The organism is Ensifer adhaerens (assembly GCF_020035535.1).
Classification (GTDB): domain Bacteria; phylum Pseudomonadota; class Alphaproteobacteria; order Rhizobiales; family Rhizobiaceae; genus Ensifer.
In genome coordinates, this window is the sequence record NZ_CP083350.1 from 399,182 (window position 1) to 416,802 (window position 17,621).

The window sequence follows — 17,621 nt, forward strand, 5'->3', positions numbered from 1 at the left end:
GTCCTCCCTAGTGCGCAACCTGCGCCGCAGCGACGAGCGCGTAGAAGAACGCGTCGAAGTTGCGCAGCGTGCCGGCCGAAAGAAGTTCGGGAAGCTTGCGGTTGGCGATGAATGGCACTTCCTGTTCCGTCAGGCCGCCATGCGAGCGCAGCGGCTCATTGAGGGCTGCGAGATCGTGGCGGTGCTCGCTGGTGCCGAGCGTCTTGTTTTCGGTCGAAATCAGCACGAGGTCGCCGATGCGGTCGTCGGGCAGCTCGAAGCGCACGCAGGCTTCCGGGCGTGTAAGGACGACATCGATACCCTCGATCGCCTTCAGGCGCTCGATGATCTCCTCCTTGTCGGCTCCCTCCGGAAGATAGGCCGTGGCAAACGAACCAAGCGCACCGTGATGCACGACATAGGGGTCAGTGATCGGCAGGATCACCCGGGCTGCGTCCTTGCCGAGCCATTGGTCGAGCAGGTCCTGGACGTAGACCACGTCGGGCGAACCGTCCGCCTTGTGTTTCGGCTTCATGCCGTGGTCGGCGGTGACGATGATCGCGGCACCGAGCGCGTCGAGTTCGGTCAGGTACTTGTCGAACATCTCGTAGAAGGAATTTGCCTGCGGCACGCCCGGCGCATACTTGTGCTGCACGTAGTCGGTCGTCGTCAGATACATGACGTCAGGCCGGAACTCCTTGAGCAGCTTGACGCCGGCGGCAAAAACGAATTCCGAGAGATCGGCGGAATAGACTTCCGGCACGGGACGACCGAGCCAGGCAGAGGCATTGTCGAGACCGTTTTCCGCCTCCGTCGTCTTGTCGGACTTTTCCGAGGAGAAGCAGATCGCCCTGCCCTCGTCGAACTTGAGGCCGTCGCCGAGCAGCGCCCTGAGCTTGTCCTTGGCCGTCACCACAGCCACCTTCGCGCCGGCATCGTAGAACGCCTTAAAGATCGTCGGAGCGCGCAGGAAGCGCGGGTCGTTCATCATCACTTCGTTGCCGGTCTGCGGTTCGTAGAGATAGTTGCCGCAGATGCCATGGATCGCCGGCGGCCGGCCGGTGGCGATGGAAAGGTTGTTCGGGTTGGTGAAGCTCGGGATGACGCTGAGCGCGGTGCGCTCCGTGCCGGTCTTGCGGATGCGCTCGAGCGTCGGCATCAGCCCGGCTTTGATGGCTTCGTCGAGATAGGCCGGCTCGCAGCCGTCGAGGCAGATGGCAATCGCCGGAACCTTCGGCCAGGGATAGGTGCGGCGGTTTGCGGTGACGGTGATCTTGGACATCTGGTTCATTGGAATTTCCTTTGTTCAGGCAGCGAGACGACGGCGTTCTTCGAGGGCGACGGCCGGCGGGGCAGCACTATCGACGCCCATTTCATTGAGGGATTGACTAGCGGCTTCGACCACGCGGCGCATGACATGCTCGTCCATGCGGCCGATGCAGCCGACGCGGAAGCTGTCGACGACGGTCAGCTTGCCCGGATAGATGATGAAGCCCTTGTCCTTCATCAGGTCGTAGAAACGATCGAAGGCGAAGGCGGGATGGGCCGGGCTGAAGAAGGTGACGATGATCGGCGACAGCCACTGGTCGGCAAGCAGCGTCTCGAAGCCCGCCTCGCGCATGCCGGCGACCATGACGTCACGGTTGCGGGCATAGCGCGCACCGCGGCCGGCAACGCCCCCCTCCTCGCGGTGCAGCCGCAGCGCTTCGAGGAAGGCCGCGACCACATGGGTCGGCGGCGTGAAGCGCCATTGGCCCGTCTTGTTCATGTAGTCCCACTGCGCATGCACATCGAGGCTCAGCGAATGGCTGCGGCCCTTGGCGGCCTCCAGTTCGCTCTTGCGGGCGATGACGAAGCCGAAGCCGGGCACACCCTCGATGCACTTGTTGGCGGAAGAAACGATCGCCTCGTAGCGGAAATCGCCAATACCGGCAGGCACTGCGCCGAAAGCGCTCATCGAGTCGACGAGCAGCTTGCGGCCGCGGGAGTAGACCGTGTCGGAAATCTCCTTCAGCGGGTTGAGGATGCCGGAGCTCGTTTCGCAATGGACGACCACGACATGGGTGATACCAGGGTCGGCATCGAGCGCCGCTGCAACCTCCGGACCGCGCGGCGGCATGTAGTCGCCCTTGTCGATCGTCACGTGGGCGCGACCGAGATAGGAGAGCGTCTGGGCGATGCGCTTGCCATAGGCGCCGTTCATCAGCACCAGCACCTTGCCGTCCTTCGGAACGAAGCTGCCGAGCATGGCCTCGACCGAAAACGAGCCACTGCCCTGCATCGGCACACAATCGAACTCGCCCTTGGTGTCACCGGCGATATCGAGCAGTTCGCGGCGCAGTTTGGCCGTCATCGCGCGGAAATCGCCATCCCAGGAACCCCAATCGCGCAGCATGGCTTCCTTGACCTCATAGGCCGTCGTCAGCGGGCCGGGCGTCAACAGATAGGGCTCGCCGAGCCTCGGCGTTTCCAGGGGCGCGATGGTTCTGTCAGAAGCGGTGTTTGGCATTGTCCGTCCTCGCAGTTGGCGTGTTCGAGAACGACAATGGGGCGGAAACATCTATCTGTAAAATCGTTCTTTTGTATCAATCTATCGATTTCGTTTATATGTCTACGCGGCGGGAACCAGGCGGCTTTCAAGGAGGTCGCCGCTCTCGCGCAGGCGCGGATAGGCCATGGTGGTCACGAGCGAATTGACCTCCTTCAGCGCCCGCACGATCTCCAGGTGCATGTCACTCGACAGGATACTGGCCGCCACTCCCTGGCGAAGCCGCTCCAGGTGGCACTTGCTGCTCTCCTCGACGAGACGACGGATATGTTCCTTCTGCCGAACCATCTCGCGGGCAATCACCGGATCGGGTGAGACGAGAAGGTTGGCCGCGAGCCGGACGTTGGAAGACACGGCCGCGTGCAGCAGGGTGAGCTCACGCCATCCCTCTTGCGAGAACGTGCCTGCGCCCGCAAGCCGCTCCTCGGCCATCTGCAGCAGGCTCTTTGCAACAACGTCGCCGGCATATTCGAGGTGGATCGCCGCCTCCGTGAGTTCGATGCCCCGTCGCGATTGGTCTTCGGTCAAGATGCCGCGATTGACGGCGGCGATGTAAAGCTTGATCGCGCTATGGGCCACGTGGATGTCACCGTCGATCCTCCTGAGCGCCTTGACCGTCTGGGGTGTCGGCGCGTGAATGACCGTCATGACGGGCTCAAGCATCCGGGCGATGAGATTGCCCATATGGAGCACCTCGCGTGCTGCAGCCGCAAGCGCCTGCGCCGGCTTGTCGATCAGCGCCGGGTCAAGGGCGCTGAAATGAGCCGAACTTTCATTGGCACCAGCGGGTTCCGGCATAACCAACCGAACGAGGCGCGCCATCGGGCCGCAGAAGATCACCCCGACGAGAACCAGGGCCGCGTTGAAGAGCACATGCAGATTGACGAGCTTGCCGGCCACCGTCTCACCCGGAAGCCAGTCAAATGGAGAATGCAGCGCAAAGAGGCCAAAGATCATCGCGCCGAACAGGGCGCGGAAGAAGAAATTGCCAAGCGGCAGGCGTCGGCCTTCGACCGGCAGGCCACGGGTCAGCCAGAGCGCGATGAGCCCGCCGCCGATATTGACGCCGAGCACGAGCGGAATACCGACGTCCAGGGGCACGATGCCCTTCACGGCAAAGGTCAGGATCAGCAGGATCGCGGCGACGCTGGAGTGCAGCGCCCAGGTGAAAAGGGCGGCAAGGATCATCACCGTCAGCGCATCCTTGCCGACAAAGGCGACGACGGATGGCAGCAGCGGGCTTTGCGAGAGCGGCTGCGTCGCATGGCCGATCATCTGCAGCGAAAGCAGCAGCAGACCGATACCGAGCACGGCGCGGCCCCCTTCGACGGTCTTGCGGGTCGATGCCTTCAGATGAGCGAGACCGCCAACGGCGATTAGAAGCGGTGCCAGCCAGTGCAGGTCGAAGGACAGGATCTTGACGACGAGCGCCGAGCCGAGATCGGCACCCAGCAGAACCGCCAGACCGGTATCCAGCGCCAGTGCGCCGCTGACGGCAAAACCGGCGGCAAGCATGGCAACCGCCGTCGAGCTCTGCAGGGCAATGGCAACAGCGCAGCCGCAGATGGCTGCCCGCGGTCGTCCGCCCGCACCGCCGACGGTGCGTGCAACGATGTCGCCTGCCGCGGTCTCGACGCCCTTCTTCACGAGACTGACGGCGTAGAGCAAAAGGACAGTGGCAGCGGCAAGCTCAAGGGCGACAGCCGGGAGGTTCATGGGCGCGCTCCGGAAAGAGATGCAATCCGAAAACTATCCGCCGCCACTTTACATAAATCAAATCGTTCGTTTTAATCAAACCATAGATCAAATCTATTCAAGAGGCGTCGTACGCATGCGCTATGTCCAGCTTCGCGCCTTCCACAATGTGGCCATCCATGGTGGCTTCTCGCGCGCAGCCGAAGCGCTGTTCCTCACCCAACCCGCCGTCTCGGATCAGGTGCGCAAGCTCGAAGAGGAATACGATGTCCTCCTCTTCAACCGAAACAAGAAGCAGGTGACACTGACCCAGGCCGGCCAGCAGCTTCTCGAAGTCACCCGCCGCATGTTCGATGTTGAGCAGCAGGCCCTGGATCTTTTGTCGGAATCACGGGCGCTGAGAGCGGGAAAACTACGGATCGTTGCCGATGCCGCCCACCACCTGCTGCATATCCTTGCCGCCTTCCGGCGTACCTATCCGACGGTGCAGGTCTCGATCGACTCCGGCAACACCGAAACGGTCATCACCAGCCTGCACGCCTATGAGGCGGATATCGGCGTTCTCGGAGAAATCCCGCAATCGAGCGACTTCGACATCCTGAAACTCAATTCCACGCCGATCATCGCGTTCGCCAGCCGCGACTACCCGCTCGCGGGCCGGAAGACGGTTACCCTCGCCGAGCTTGCCGGACATCCGCTCGTCATGCGCGAGCAGGGTTCCAAGACGCGGCAGAAGCTGGAGGCGATGGCCCAGCAATGCGGCGCGTCTCTGACGCCGCTCATCGAAGCGGAGGGACGCGAGGCCGTGCGCGAGATCGTTGCGGCGGGCGGTGGTGTCGGTTTCGTTTCCTCGGCGGAGTTCGGCCAGGACAGCCGCCTCGTTCCCATCCGGATCGACGCGCCGGAGATGCTGATGGATGAAGCACTGATCTGCCTGCGCGAGCGCAGCAACGGCAAGCTCGTCAGCGCCTTCTTCGACATCGCGCGCAAACTGGCACACCGGGCGACGTAGGCTTCACCAAGCTTACGGCACAACACTGCCGAACGATGGGCTCGCGTGCGATAACTTATCCACTAGAAGCCTGAACGACGGTGACGGCGATCATGTGGAACACGTCATCGGCATTACACCCACGCGAGAGATCATTGGCGGGCTTGGCGAGCCCCTGCAGGATCGGGCCGATGGCGGTGGCTCCACCGATCCGCTGCGCAATCTTGTAACCGATGTTTGCGGCATCGAGGTTCGGAAAGACGAAGACATTGGCCTCGCCATGAAGGGCAGAGTTGGGTGCCTTGGCCGCGCTGACGGCCTCGACGAAGGCGGTGTCGAACTGCAACTCGCCGTCAATCACCAGCCCGGGCGCGGCCGCATGCGCAAGCCGCGTCGCCTCCACCACCTTGGAAACGCGCTCATGCGCAGCGCTGCCGGCCGTCGAGAACGAGAGCATCGCTACCTTCGCCGGCTTTCCCGCAAGCGCCTCGAAGGATCCCGCCGATGTGACGGCAATATCGGCAAGCCCTTGAGCATCGGGGTCAACCACCAGCCCGCAATCGGCAAAGACGAAAGCGCCCTTCTTGGCGTGATGCGGCGCACAGAGCATCATCAGGAAGAAGCTTGAGACCAGGCCGACACCCGGCGCGCGGCCGATGGTCTGGAGCGCGGCACGCACCGTGTCCGCCGTGGTTGCCACGGCGCCGCCGACCGTGCCGTCGGCCGCACCTTCCCGCACCATCATCGCGGCAAAGACGAGCGGTGATCGCACCGCCTCGGCTGCCGCCGCCGCGTCGACGCCCTTGCTTCGGCGCAGCTGATGGTAGGTCCCAGCAAGACGTGGGGTCAGCGACGACAATGCCGGGTCCTCGACACGGATTTCGTCCGATCGAGCGCCGGCTTCTGCCAGACGTTCCTCAACGACATTGCGATTGCCGACGAGCGTGATCTCGGCAAGGCCGGCTCTAACGGCCCGCAGGCCGCCTTCGACGATGCGCGGGTCTTCGCCCTCGGCGAGAACGATGTGACGGGGTGCGGATTTCGCGGCTTCGAGAATGCGATCGAGCGGTTTCATCAGGCGTGTCCCAGATAGTGAATGCCGACGAGGATGAAGAGGGCGATGAACACGGTTTCGGCGACGATCAGCGCGACGGCATCGCCGCCGACGTCGAGCACGCGGCGAAGCGAGGTGCGCATGCCGACGGCGACAATGCCCGCGAGCAGCGCCCAGCGGGACGTTTCCATGCCAGCCTTGGCGACCATTTCCGGCACGAAGCCGAAGGAATTCAGCGCCGCAAGAATCAGGAAGGCGACGACGAAGCCCGGCAGCAACGGCGGGCGTTTGCCGGTTTCGCCTTCGGGCTGCGGCACTTTGCGCAGCGACAGCGAGAAGATGAGGACGACCGGTGCCAGCATGGTGACGCGGATCAGCTTCACGAGCGTCGCCGTCTCGCCCGCCTCCGGCGAGACCGAGAAGCCGGCGCCGACAACCTGCGCGACATCATGGATGGTGCCACCAAAGAAGATGCCAGTCGCCCGCGCGTCAAGCCCCATGGTCTGGGCGATGATCGGATAGGCGATCATCGCAAGCGTGGAGAGCACCGTGACCGAAAGCACGGTGAAGATTAGGTTGCGCTCGGAAAACTCGTTCTTTGGAAGGACGGCCGCGATAGCCATGGCGGCAGATGCACCGCAGATCGCGACCGAACCGCTGGTGATAAGCGCCAGCCGCCAGCCGCGCCCGAGTAGTTTTGCGGCAAGCAGGCCGAAGCCGATGGTGGCGGCGATGGCCGAGATAAGCAGCAGAATCGTGCTTGCGCCAAGCCCGATCAGCAAATCGACGCTGATGCGCATGCCGAGCAGCGCCACGCCGATGCGCAGCACCTTCTTGGCGCAGAAATCGATGCCGGCGACGCAGCGCCCTTCCTCGGACAGGAAGTGAAAGGCGATGCCGAGCAATAGCGCCATCAGCATGGCCGGCGCGCCGTAGTGGTCGGAAAGGAATTGAGCAGCGACGGCAACCGCCGCCGTAACGGCAAAGCCCGGCCAGTAGGCCGCAAAGCCGGAGGGCACGCTTCGGAAGCGTTCGTGGACGGAGGCAACGAAGGTCATGGTTCTGTTCCGGTCATTTACGGGAGGCTTCGCCCCGCCCGGGGGCACCGGCCAGCCACTTACTTAAATGTGGAATCGACTTTCGGGTCGATTCCACATGATTTAGCTCTCTCTAAAATTCAGTCGAAATAGAGGATATCCTCGAAGCGAACTGGCCCCTTGGCGAGGCCCAAGCGCATGGCTGGTGTTTGGCCGTCCTTGCCCTTGGCGATGAAGTTGAAGTAGGTGCGGAAGATCACCAGGCACTTCTCGACCATGTCGGGGGAGTAGAACCCGTACAGGTACCATTTTCGCGCCGCACGCCTCGGATACGACGGCGCTCGTTCCAGCCCGGCGATGCTGCGGCGGACCTGCATGAAGAACCTGTCGACCTGGTGGAGCGAGACATCGTGGAGCACCCTTGCGATCTGCAGGCCAGTCCGTCTGCCGTCGTCCGTTAGCAGGCGGACGCGCTTTCCGGGTTCTGACTTGTTGATGTACGGGTAATCGACCTCGGTGGTCCTGAGGTGCTCGCTTCGCTCCGAGGTGCTCATCCGATCCAGCCCGCTAATCTGCAGGAAGAATGTCAGCCAAGCCACGAATGGATGAAGGAAGGGATAGGCCTCCTCGGCGAGCGCCTTGATCTTGTTGGCCGCCATCACCCGCTCGTTCTTCTCGTCGATGGTGGAATTCTTGTCGAACGACATAACCGCGACGTCGAGCTTGCGGGCCATGGCCTTGTCGACCCAGCCCGCCAGGACGGCGGTCGGGAGGCCGGGGTCAGCGTCGAGCGAAAAGTACACATGGTCGGCGCGGCCGAGCAGATGGCGGAGATATCGGAAGTGCCCTATTGCCAGATAATCGATGTGAACCATCGCCCCCTGCCTGGGTAGCTGGCGGTCTTCGGTCATGTGCTCTGGCGACTCCTGGTCCTCGCGGACTGGTCGAAACACGTTCGATGGAAGCGACAGGGCGCTGGCGTAATCCTCGAAGTTCCAAAGGCGGGCGTACTCCCGGAAGGCGGGCCGCTTCAGGAGATCGTCGCATTCCTCGACGAGCTGCTGGACCTCCAGCGTATTGAAACGTAGATCGAGCTGCGGGTGGCAGGCGAGGACGTATCCGGTGTTGAGGCAGCTCGTCACGATTGCCCGGAACTGGATCGTCTTGCGCATCGCCTTGGTCGGCCAGTTGACCATGTAGTCCTGCATGTCCGTGCAGAGACGCATGTCGCCCAGGTCCATCGTGGGAAGGCGACGCTCGCGGTCCGCGACGAACTTGGCGCACTGGCCGTGGATAAAATCGATCTTGTCGTAAACCGTCTTGATATTCAGGCCCGTGACCTGCGCGATCTTGGCAAGGGCGACCTTTGCGACGAGAAGCTGGAAGACGGTCTTGTTCTCGTGCGACTTCCGATGCCTTGCATGCCGCCTTGCCGCCGAAAAGGTCGTCCGGCATTCACGGCATCGGTATCGTGGGTCGCCGCTCGCGTTGGTGCCGTGGCGGTAGTATTCTCCGGGATGCGAATCAAGCGGCTTCGAGTGGTTCGAGCAGGTCTTCTTCGTGCACCTGTGGCCAAGAGGTGCGGCGAGCGACTGTAGGTGTCGGTCGAACTCCTCCCAAACGGCCTTGTTGCTTTTGACGATGGAGGACGTGCCGCATGTCGTGCACCTGAGGACAGCGTTATCGTCCCTCGCTGAAACCTTATACGGTGTCCGATTGTTGTCTGATCGGGATCGCCCTCGACCGTCCTCCAGCTCCGCTGCAACGCCGAAGTTTGGGCAGTGCGGATTTTTACAGAAGTTGACGTTCACTCCCTGGAAGGGGAGAGGCAGTCGCAAGCGTTTTTGGGTCTCCGAAAAAATCTCCGGCATACGCAATACCCCCGATAACCGGGGTTATAAGGGGTATTGCTGAAGACGGTCCTAACGATTCCACATTTAAGTAAGTGGCTGGGGGGCACCGGGCGGAGCTTATTTTAGAGCGAGGGATCAGGCCCGCTTCTGCGGACGCATGTCGGCGCGGTCGATGCCGGCAACCGGCACCGGCTTCTTCATCGCATCGCGGCGGAAGGGTTCACCGAGCTCCTGGTTGAGGATGACTTCGATAAAGGTCGTGACACCCTTCTTCTGGTCGGTGATTGCATTCGACAGCGCCTCGGTGAGCGCCGCCGTCGTATTGACGGCAACACCTTTCAGGCCGCAGCCTTCGGCCACCTTCGCGTAGGAGAGGTTGGGGTTGAGCTCGGTGCCAACGAAGTTGTTGGCGTACCAAAGCGTCGTGTTGCGCTTTTCAGCACCCCATTGGTAGTTGCGGAAGATCACCATGGTGATCGCCGGCCAACCCTCGCGGCCGATCGAGCCCATTTCATTCATGGAGATGCCGAAGGCACCGTCACCGGCAAAGCCGACGACCGGCACATCAGGGCAACCGATCTTGGCGCCGACGATCGACGGGAAGCCATAGCCGCAGGGCCCGAACATGCCCGGAGCAAGATACTTCCGGCCAGCTTCGAAGGTCGGATAGGCGTTGCCGATCGCGCAGTTGTTGCCGATGTCGGTGGAGATGATCGCCTCCTTCGGCAGGGCCGCCTGGATCGCTCGCCAGGCTTGGCGCGGCGACATGCGGTTCGGCTCGCGCGAGCGGGCGCTTTCGTTCCATTCCGTGCCCGGATCGTCGTCCTCGTGATCCATCGAGGAGAGCTGCTGCTGCCAGGCCGAGCGGGTCTGGTGGATCGCCGCCTTGCGCTCCTCGCGGCCGGCATCGCCGGCAGTCGGTGAGAGCAGCTCCAGGATCTGGCGGGCGACCTGCTTGGCATCACCGCAGATGCCGACCGACACCTTCTTGGTCAGGCCGATCCGGTCGGCATTGATGTCGACCTGGATGATCGAGGCGTTCTTCGGCCAGTAGTCGATGCCGTAGCCCGGAAGCGTCGAGAACGGATTGAGCCTTGTGCCGAGCGCCAGCACGACGTCTGCCTTGGAGATCAACTCCATCGCCGCCTTCGAACCGTTATAGCCGAGCGGGCCGACCGAGAGGCGATGGCTGCCGGGGAAGGCATCATTGTGCTGGTAGCCACAGCAGACCGGCGCGTCGAGCCGTTCGGCGAGCTTCATGGAATCGGAAATGGCATTGCCGATGACGACGCCGGCGCCGTTGAGGATGACCGGGAACTTCGCCTCGGACAAAAGCTTGGCGGCTTCTGCGATCGCCTGCGGACCGCCGGCCGGACGCTCGAAGCGAACGATTGCCGGCAGGTCGACATCGATCACCTGGGTCCAGTAGTCGCGCGGGATGTTGATCTGCGCCGGCGCACAGCCGCGCCAAGCCTTTTCGATGACCCGGTTGAGCACCTCCGGGATACGCGAAGGATCGCGCACTTCTTCCTGGTAGCAGACCATTTCCTCGAACATCGCCATCTGGTCGACTTCCTGGAAACCGCCCTGCCCGATCGTCTTGTTGGCCGCCTGCGGCGTGACCATCAGAAGCGGCGTATGGTTCCAGTAGGCGGTCTTGATCGCGGTGATGAAGCCGGTGACGCCGGGGCCGTTCTGGCCGATTGCGACCGACATCGTGCCGGTCGCGCGGCTGAAGCCATCAGCCATCATGCCGGCATTGGTCTCATGCGCGCAGTCCCAGAACTTGATGCCGGCCTTCGGGAACAGGTCCGACACCGGCATCATGGCCGAGCCGATGATGCCGAAGGCATGTTCGAGGCCATGCATCTGCAAGACTTTGACGAAGGCTTCCTCGGTGGTCATTTTCATGGGGTGGTTCCTTTCCTGGTATTATTTCAAAGTGTTAGAGGATCTCGTCGCGGAGGTAGTACCAGCGGTACATTCCCCATTGGCCGAGCCGTCGGAACGGCGTCAGAAGCCCGTGGCCCGGTAGCGGCGAAGTGAAGATGGGAAGGTCGAGGCCGCCGCCCTTGCCGGCGACCATCTGGGCCATGCGGCGGCCGGCCTGGGCGGAATACATCACGCCGTTGCCACCATAGCCCATGGCGTAGAACAGCCGCTGGGCCGGGTCCGGCTGGAAGATGCGCGGCATCATGTCGTGGCTGACATCCACCCAACCCCACCAGGAGTAGTCGATGTCGATGCCGCGGAGCGCCGGGAACTTGCGGTAGAGGCCGGCAAGCAGCAGCTCGAGATGTTTCGGATTGCTCGCGTCGCGCCCGGTAATGGCGCTGCGGCTACCGATCTGCACCCGTCCGTCCGGCAACATGCGATAGTAGTGGCGGAGCGTCCGCGTATCGGTGAGCGGGATGCGCGCCTTGAAGTTGAGCGCCTGCTGCTCGCCCTTCGTCAGCGGCCGCGTAACGATCGAGTTCGACAGGATCGGCATCAGCCGGTGACGGGTGAGCGCATTCATCCCCGGCGAGGTATAGCCGGCCGTCGCAATGCAGACGGCACGAGCCCGCACCGTGCCGCCCGGCGTCGTCAGGTAATGCACGCCGCCCTTGGCGACGCACTCAAGCACAGGGCTCGACGTATGCACCTTGGCACCCAGCTTGCGGGCAAGCCTCAGATAGCCGAAGGCGAGCTTGGCCGCATGGATACCCATGCCGTCGGGCTCGTACATCGCCCCGCGTGCTTCCTCGTCGCGGACGAAATCGCGGTGGATCTCGCCGCGCGAGACCATGCGGGCGCGATAGCCGAACGTATCGTTGAGAACACGGACCTCGCTTTGCAACGCCGGCAGCATCTTGTCGCGGTGGGCGATATAGAGATGGCCGCCATCCTGCGGATCGCAGTCGATTTCGGGCTCGCGGACGAGAGAGCGAAAGAGGTCGAATCCCTCGGAAATCTCCGCATGCATCTTGCGGGCAACGTCCACGCCCCAGCGGGCGATCCATTGCGAGCGCTTCAGGCGACCGGCAGAAATCTGTGCCTGCCCGCCGTTGCGGGTGCTGCAGCCCCAGGCAACGCCATTGGCCTCCAGCACAGTGGCCTTGATGCCGTGCTCGCGCGCCAGATGGATGGCGCAGGAGAGACCGGTATAGCCCGAACCGATGATCGCGACATCGACATCGATGTCCCGCGTGACCGGGCCGTCGTCCTCCGGCTCCGGCCCGGCGGTGCCGATCCAATAGGTCGGCGCATAGTCCTTGCCTCGACCGGGGCTGCGGTCGTGGTTGGGGTCGTAGGCGGGATCGAACGGCTGCCTTGCAGTCTTCAGGGAAGTGGCGTGCAGTTGCATGGCTCTTGCTCCAGGCCATCAGTAGCGGGGCTGCAAGACCGGGCGGTTCTTGCGGAACGCCTGCTTGCGCACGATCTTGCCGTTGCGGAAGGTGAAGAGGTCGCAGCCCTCGGCTTCGATGCGGCTGCCATCGGCGGCCGTGCCGGAGAAAGTCCACTCGGAGACGCCCCGGTCCCCCTCGACGAAGTGGCTGTGGTTGCCCCACTCGGCGTCCGGCATCGACTTCCACACGCCACTGAAGGCATCGGCAATCGGACCGGAGCCGACGAAACGGTTGCCATAGACCTCCGGGCCACCGACTGCGTTGAACACGCAGTCGGTGGCGAAGAAGTGCATGACGCCATCGATGTCGTGCCGGTTGAAGGCATCGAACAAGGTTTTGAGATCGGTCGCCGTCAGTGTCATGGTCCTGTCCTTTGGCTAGTCGCAAGGCATGGCTTCGCCGGAGACGGGAGATGCCGTCTTCAAAAGGCTGCCAGGCCGAATTCAGATGAGGGGTCGAACGTGGCCGCCGGCTAGAGGCGGCCCTTCCAGGGGATCAGCGCCTTTTCGAGGTAGCGGATCAAGAGATCGAAGGCGAAGGCGAAGATGCCGATGATGAAGATGCCCATGATCACCGTATCGCTTTCGAGGTTCTCGGCCGCGTTCAGAACCATGAAGCCGAGGCCTCGGTTGGCCGCCACCATTTCCGCCGCAACCAGGGTCGTCCAGCCGACACCGATGCCGATGCGCATGCCGGTGAAGATCTCGGGCAAGGCGGCCTTCATGATCACCTGACTGATGACCTGCCCGCGGGTGGCGCCCATCGCATAGGCCGCATGAATCTGCTCGGTGGAGACCGAACGCACCCCTGCCCTTGCGGCGATCGCCATCGGCGCAAAGATCGCCAGATAGATCAGGAACACCTTCGGGAACTCGCCGATGCCGAGCCAGATGATGACAAGCGGCAGGTAGGCAAGCGGCGGCAGCGGCCGGTAGAATTCGATGATCGGATCGAACAGACCACGCACGAAGCGGTTGACGCCCATCAGCACACCGATCGGCACGGCCGTTACCAGCGCCAAGAGGAAGGCGCCGAAGACGCGGCCGATGCTGGCGAGCGTATGCTGTATCAGCGTCGAGTTCGAAACACCGTCGGTCATCGCCAGCATGAACTTGTCCCAGACCGCCAGCGGCGACGGCAGGAAGAGCGGCTTGACCCAACCGGCCTCCGTTACGGTGAACCAGAGGGCAACGATGACGACCGTCGTTGCGAAGCTGATCAGGCCGCTGCTGCCGTCACCGGGAGCACCGAAGATCTTGCCGGCCTTGACGGGCTTGGCGCGTGTCACTCTGTCAAGCATGGGCCACCTCCGGGTTGCCGGACGCACGTTCGTCGCCGTAGATGATGCCGAGCACCTCCTCGCGCATGCGGATGAATTCCGGGCTGGACTTGATCGCACGGGCATTACCTTCGGCGAGGAACCGCTTGTTGAAGTTGAGCTCGTAGGTGTGGGTGATACGGCCCGGACGCGGCGACATGACGATCAGCCGCGAGCCGAGGAAAAGAGCCTCCTCGACGCTGTGGGTGATGAAGAAGAACATCTTGTTGGTGAGCTGCCAGACCTTGAGCAGCAGTTCCTGGATCGTCTCGCGCGTCAGCGCGTCGAGTGCTGCCATCGGCTCATCCATCAAGAGCATGGCCGGGTCGCAGGTCAGTGCCCTGGCAATACCGACGCGCTGCTGCATGCCGCCCGACAGGTGATAGATCATGTGGCGGTGAAAGTCTTGCAACCCGACCAAGGCGAGGTTCTTGGTCGCCAGATCGCGCCGGGTCGCCTTGTCGACGCCGCGAAGCTTGAGGCCGAATTCGGTGTTTTCCATCACGTTGAGCCACGGCAGAAGCGCGTGCTTCTGGAAGACCACGCCGCGTTCGGCGCCCGGCCCGTTGACCCGATGGTTTCCGAGAGTGATGTCGCCTTCCGAGGGGGCCATGAAGCCCGCCATCAGGTTGAGCAAGGTCGTCTTGCCGCAGCCCGAGGCGCCGAGAGCGACGACGAAGTCGCCACTGTTGATGGTCAGATTGACGCCTTTGAGGGCGATGATCGCCTGGTCCGAGTAAAGGCCCGGGTAGGTCAGACTGATGTTCCTGACGCTAAGTGTTTCCATGAGAAATGCCTCCCTGCACCTCGGTCACGGGTCGATGATGGTGCGCCGTCCGCTCCTCAGGGACGGCGCAATCTGCGGGGTATCCTATTGCGCCTGCGCCGCAGCCTTCGCGAAGTTGGCGTTGACGAAGGGCGCATAGTCGTCGAGCGATTGGCTGATCTGTTTCTGTTCGACGAGGAATTTTGCGCTCTCGCTGAGCGCGCGGGTGGCGCCGCCACCGAGCCAGACGTCTGATGCCTGATCCTCCGCGTTCGGGAACGCGAGGAGACGCAGCGCCTCCACCGTGCTTGGACCGTCGCCGCCGATCAGCTTGACGATGCCCTGGACCTGGGCTGAGTCTTCCGTCCAGGCCGCCTTGTTGGCATTGTAGTCGGCATAGGCTTGCGTCAGGACCTTGGTGAAGGCCTCCATGAGCTTCGGATTTTCCTCTGCCCAACCCTTGGAGACCACCAGCCCGTCGAAGGTCGGCACGCTTGCCGCGCCGATGACCTCGGAATCCGAGATTGTCTTGCCGGTTTTCTGGATCTCGGAAAGAGCGGGCGGCCAGACATAGGCCGCATCGATATCGCCGCGCTGCCAGGCGGCCACGATCTGCGGCGGCTTCAGATTGAGGATTTCCACCTTGCGCGGATCGATGTTCCAGATCTTGTTCATACCGACCAGTAGGTGGAAGTGCGAAGTGGAGACGAACGGCACGGCGACCTTCTTGCCCTTGAGATCGGCAGGCGTCTCGATACCGGAACCCTCACGCGCGACAAGTGCCTCGGACTGGCCGATATTGTCGAGGATCCAGAAGAGCTGCAGGTCGACGCCACGTGTCGCGGCCGACGCCGTTCCGGTCGAGCCGAGAACGCCGATCGGAACGTCGCCTGAGGCAAGCGCCGTCGTGATGTCGCCGGCCGAGCTGAACTGGCGCCAGTCGATCGTGTAACCGACCTCCTTGGCAGCCGCGTCGAAACGGCCGTCGGCGATCGCGGCCACGAACGGGCCGACAATCTGCTGATAGCCGACGACGAGCTTCGTCTCCGCGTAAGCTGCACTGGATACGGCAAGCCCAGCCACGATGCTGGCGGCGGCCGCAAATCGTTTGAAATGTCCGTATGGCATTCTTCGTTCCTCCTCGTTGATTATTGATTGGCCAGTTTTTCCGGTCTTGTTGAGGACGATAGAGGCGCTTGGCGGCTTGCGTTATATCCAGTCTGGAAGTTGAATAGATCCAGATTGGGGTGACCGAGGACCGGCACGTGCGCATGAACGTTTCCGAAACGATCTTCTTCATCGAACGCGAAAGCGGGATCGGCTTGCAGGCGCAGCTGCGCGAGACCGTCGTTTCGGCCGTGCTCGCCGGCCGGGTACAGCCCGGAGCACACCTGCCCTCGACGCGCAAGCTCGCCGACTATCTTCGCATTTCACGCATCACGGTGACGCTCGCCTACCAGGAACTGATCTCCCAGGGCTATGTGGAAGCCGTCAACCGCAGTTCCTATCGCATCGCCGACAACCCGCCGGGCAGAGACTTTGAAAGCGACCGTCCATCCGTCGGCAGCGCCCCGGTGGACTGGAGCCGCAAGATCAAGATGAGCTTTGGTGTCGTGCGGCAGATCCCCAAACCGCTGGACTGGCGACGCTACCCCTACCCGTTTCTCTATGGCCAGATGGACCCGACGCTGTTCGACCTCAATGCCTGGCGTGACTGCGCCCGTCGGGCGCTCGCACGCGAGGATTTCGTGCTGATGGCGAGCGACTTTGCCGCCGCCGACGATGTGCGCCTCGTCAATTACATCTGCTCACGCACGCTGCCGCGCCGCGGCATCCACGCCACGCCGGACGAAATCCTCGTCACCGTCGGTGCCCAGAATGCCCTTTGGATCGTAACGCGGCTGATCCTGGAGAAGGGCTCCGCCGCGGTCTGCGAAAACCCGTGCCATCCAGATATCAGCGCGTCTCTATTGCTCAGCGGTGCGAAAGTCACGACCGTCGACGTGGACGGAGAAGGCCTGTCGCCGGATGCCTTGCCGGAGCACATTGACGCCGTTTTCGTGACGCCGAGCCACCATTCGCCGACAGGCGCGACAATGCCGATCGATCGGCGCACCCGGCTGCTGCAGGCGGCAGAGGAAAAGGACTTCGTCATCGTGGAGGACGACTACGAGTTCGAGATCAGTTATCTCGCGCCGCCCTCCCCGGCGCTGAAAGCCTTGGACCCCTCCGGCCGCGTGCTCTACATCGGCAGCTTCTCCAAATCGCTGTTTCCCGGGCTCCGCCTCGGCTACCTCGTCGCGCCTGCGCCCTTTATTCGCGAGGCCCGTGCGCTGCGCTCGCTCATGCTGCGACATCCGCCAGGCCACCTGCAACGCACCGCGGCCTATTTCCTGGCGCTCGGCCACTATGACGCGGTTCTGCACCGCATGCGTACGGAGTATCACAAGCGCCACGTGATCATGGCGGAGTCGCTGCGCAGGGCGAACCTGAAGGTCGCGGGCTCCTCGACCTTCGGCGGCACCTCGTTCTGGATGGAAGGACCGGAGGGGCTGGATGCGGATCGGCTGGTCAGCGATCTGCGCCAGGATGGCGTGCTGATCGAAGCCGGTTCGCCCTTCTTCCCCCGGAGCGACCAGCCCTGTCGCTATTTCCGCATGGGCTATTCGTCGATCCCCGGCGCGCGCATCCCGGAAGGCATTACCCGCGTGCGCGCACGTATCGATCTTCTTGCAGACGGTGAATGAGTCACCCGCGAACGATCCAGCCGGCGAGGCTGCGGGGCGTTATCGTGCTCGCTGCCGGGCTCTCACGCCGCTTGCCACCAGATAGAACAGTTGGTTGGCCTCCTTTTCCGCGACCAACCTGCCGGACCAATCCGGTCCGCCTGCATCCACCTGCCAGGAAGGTGGATTGTTTACCCGGCCAGGGGCCAATCTCAGCCCGGCGCCGATCGAGATCTCCAAGCCCCGGCGCATCAGCCCGGCCGCC

The 17,621-nt window shown here is 63.0% G+C and carries 14 protein-coding genes; 2 read left to right on the plus strand and 12 right to left on the minus strand.

Annotated elements, in window-relative coordinates; all coding sequences use genetic code 11:
* Positions 1-7 precede the first annotated feature (7 nt).
* The 3 genes from phnA to LAC81_RS22255 all read right to left on the minus strand — a co-directional run bounded on the left by phnA (position 8) and on the right by LAC81_RS22255 (position 4,243).
* The gene (gene phnA / locus LAC81_RS22245) at positions 8-1,270 is read right to left on the minus strand and encodes a phosphonoacetate hydrolase (protein WP_223729362.1); all 1,263 of its coding nucleotides are present in this window, start codon (positions 1,268-1,270) and stop codon (positions 8-10) included.
* A gap of 15 nt (positions 1,271-1,285) precedes the next feature.
* The gene (locus tag LAC81_RS22250; protein WP_223729363.1) at positions 1,286-2,488 is read right to left on the minus strand and encodes a 2-aminoethylphosphonate--pyruvate transaminase; all 1,203 of its coding nucleotides are present in this window, start codon (positions 2,486-2,488) and stop codon (positions 1,286-1,288) included.
* 102 nt (positions 2,489-2,590) lie between these two features.
* The gene (locus LAC81_RS22255) at positions 2,591-4,243 is read right to left on the minus strand and encodes a Na/Pi cotransporter family protein (RefSeq protein ID WP_223729364.1); all 1,653 of its coding nucleotides are present in this window, start codon (positions 4,241-4,243) and stop codon (positions 2,591-2,593) included.
* Between the two features lie 115 nt (positions 4,244-4,358).
* On the opposite strand from LAC81_RS22255, the gene LAC81_RS22260 reads away from it, so the two are divergent.
* Complete coding sequence (locus tag LAC81_RS22260; protein WP_113539854.1) at positions 4,359-5,234, plus strand: LysR substrate-binding domain-containing protein; 876 nt, start codon at positions 4,359-4,361, stop codon at positions 5,232-5,234.
* Between the two features lie 55 nt (positions 5,235-5,289).
* Here LAC81_RS22260 and pta read toward each other — a convergent pair whose 3' ends face one another.
* The 9 genes from pta to tauA form a co-directional block, all read right to left on the minus strand.
* Complete coding sequence (pta, locus tag LAC81_RS22265; protein WP_223729365.1) at positions 5,290-6,288, minus strand: phosphate acetyltransferase; 999 nt, start codon at positions 6,286-6,288, stop codon at positions 5,290-5,292.
* Positions 6,288-7,325: a YeiH family protein gene (locus tag LAC81_RS22270; protein ID WP_223729366.1), complete on the minus strand. Its 1,038-nt coding sequence runs from the start codon at positions 7,323-7,325 to the stop codon at positions 6,288-6,290. The genes pta and LAC81_RS22270 overlap by 1 nt, the downstream gene beginning before the upstream one ends.
* Positions 7,326-7,444: 119 nt before the next feature.
* Positions 7,445-9,142, minus strand: a complete 1,698-nt coding sequence (locus LAC81_RS22275; RefSeq protein WP_223725502.1) for a hypothetical protein — start codon at positions 9,140-9,142, stop codon at positions 7,445-7,447.
* A 150-nt stretch (positions 9,143-9,292) separates the two neighbouring features.
* On the minus strand, positions 9,293-11,068 hold the full coding sequence (xsc, locus tag LAC81_RS22280) for a sulfoacetaldehyde acetyltransferase (protein WP_223729367.1): 1,776 nt from the start codon (positions 11,066-11,068) through the stop codon (positions 9,293-9,295).
* 34 nt (positions 11,069-11,102) lie between these two features.
* Positions 11,103-12,503, minus strand: coding sequence for an NAD(P)/FAD-dependent oxidoreductase (locus LAC81_RS22285; RefSeq protein ID WP_223729368.1), 1,401 nt, complete (start codon positions 12,501-12,503; stop codon positions 11,103-11,105).
* A gap of 18 nt (positions 12,504-12,521) precedes the next feature.
* Complete coding sequence (locus tag LAC81_RS22290) at positions 12,522-12,902, minus strand: nuclear transport factor 2 family protein (protein ID WP_223730429.1); 381 nt, start codon at positions 12,900-12,902, stop codon at positions 12,522-12,524.
* 116 nt (positions 12,903-13,018) lie between these two features.
* Positions 13,019-13,846 carry an ABC transporter permease subunit gene (locus tag LAC81_RS22295; RefSeq protein ID WP_223729369.1) on the minus strand — a complete coding sequence of 276 codons (828 nt, stop codon included), beginning with the start codon at positions 13,844-13,846 and terminating at the stop codon, positions 13,019-13,021.
* Positions 13,839-14,651 carry a taurine ABC transporter ATP-binding protein gene (locus LAC81_RS22300; RefSeq protein WP_223729370.1) on the minus strand — a complete coding sequence of 271 codons (813 nt, stop codon included), beginning with the start codon at positions 14,649-14,651 and terminating at the stop codon, positions 13,839-13,841. The genes LAC81_RS22295 and LAC81_RS22300 overlap by 8 nt, the downstream gene beginning before the upstream one ends.
* Before the next feature lie 84 nt (positions 14,652-14,735).
* Positions 14,736-15,758 carry a taurine ABC transporter substrate-binding protein gene (tauA, locus tag LAC81_RS22305; protein WP_223729371.1) on the minus strand — a complete coding sequence of 341 codons (1,023 nt, stop codon included), beginning with the start codon at positions 15,756-15,758 and terminating at the stop codon, positions 14,736-14,738.
* 143 nt (positions 15,759-15,901) lie between these two features.
* Between tauA and LAC81_RS22310 the strand changes: the two genes are divergently transcribed.
* Positions 15,902-17,377 (plus strand): PLP-dependent aminotransferase family protein, encoded by a 1,476-nt coding sequence (locus tag LAC81_RS22310; RefSeq protein ID WP_223729372.1) that lies wholly within the window; start codon positions 15,902-15,904, stop codon positions 17,375-17,377.
* Positions 17,378-17,621 lie beyond the last annotated feature (244 nt).

What these genes read in the sequence shown, in the direction of transcription:
- phnA (WP_223729362.1), bottom strand. Translation starts at nt 1,270, where the DNA reads ATGAACCAGATGTCCAAGATCACCGTCACCGCAAACCGCCGCACCTAT.
- LAC81_RS22250 (WP_223729363.1), bottom strand. Translation starts at nt 2,488, where the DNA reads ATGCCAAACACCGCTTCTGACAGAACCATCGCGCCCCTGGAAACGCCG.
- LAC81_RS22255 (WP_223729364.1), bottom strand. Translation starts at nt 4,243, where the DNA reads ATGAACCTCCCGGCTGTCGCCCTTGAGCTTGCCGCTGCCACTGTCCTT.
- LAC81_RS22260 (WP_113539854.1), top strand. Translation starts at nt 4,359, where the DNA reads ATGCGCTATGTCCAGCTTCGCGCCTTCCACAATGTGGCCATCCATGGT.
- pta (WP_223729365.1), bottom strand. Translation starts at nt 6,288, where the DNA reads ATGAAACCGCTCGATCGCATTCTCGAAGCCGCGAAATCCGCACCCCGT.
- LAC81_RS22270 (WP_223729366.1), bottom strand. Translation starts at nt 7,325, where the DNA reads ATGACCTTCGTTGCCTCCGTCCACGAACGCTTCCGAAGCGTGCCCTCC.
- xsc (WP_223729367.1), bottom strand. Translation starts at nt 11,068, where the DNA reads ATGAAAATGACCACCGAGGAAGCCTTCGTCAAAGTCTTGCAGATGCAT.
- LAC81_RS22285 (WP_223729368.1), bottom strand. Translation starts at nt 12,503, where the DNA reads ATGCAACTGCACGCCACTTCCCTGAAGACTGCAAGGCAGCCGTTCGAT.
- LAC81_RS22295 (WP_223729369.1), bottom strand. Translation starts at nt 13,846, where the DNA reads ATGCTTGACAGAGTGACACGCGCCAAGCCCGTCAAGGCCGGCAAGATC.
- LAC81_RS22300 (WP_223729370.1), bottom strand. Translation starts at nt 14,651, where the DNA reads ATGGAAACACTTAGCGTCAGGAACATCAGTCTGACCTACCCGGGCCTT.
- tauA (WP_223729371.1), bottom strand. Translation starts at nt 15,758, where the DNA reads ATGCCATACGGACATTTCAAACGATTTGCGGCCGCCGCCAGCATCGTG.
- LAC81_RS22310 (WP_223729372.1), top strand. Translation starts at nt 15,902, where the DNA reads ATGAACGTTTCCGAAACGATCTTCTTCATCGAACGCGAAAGCGGGATC.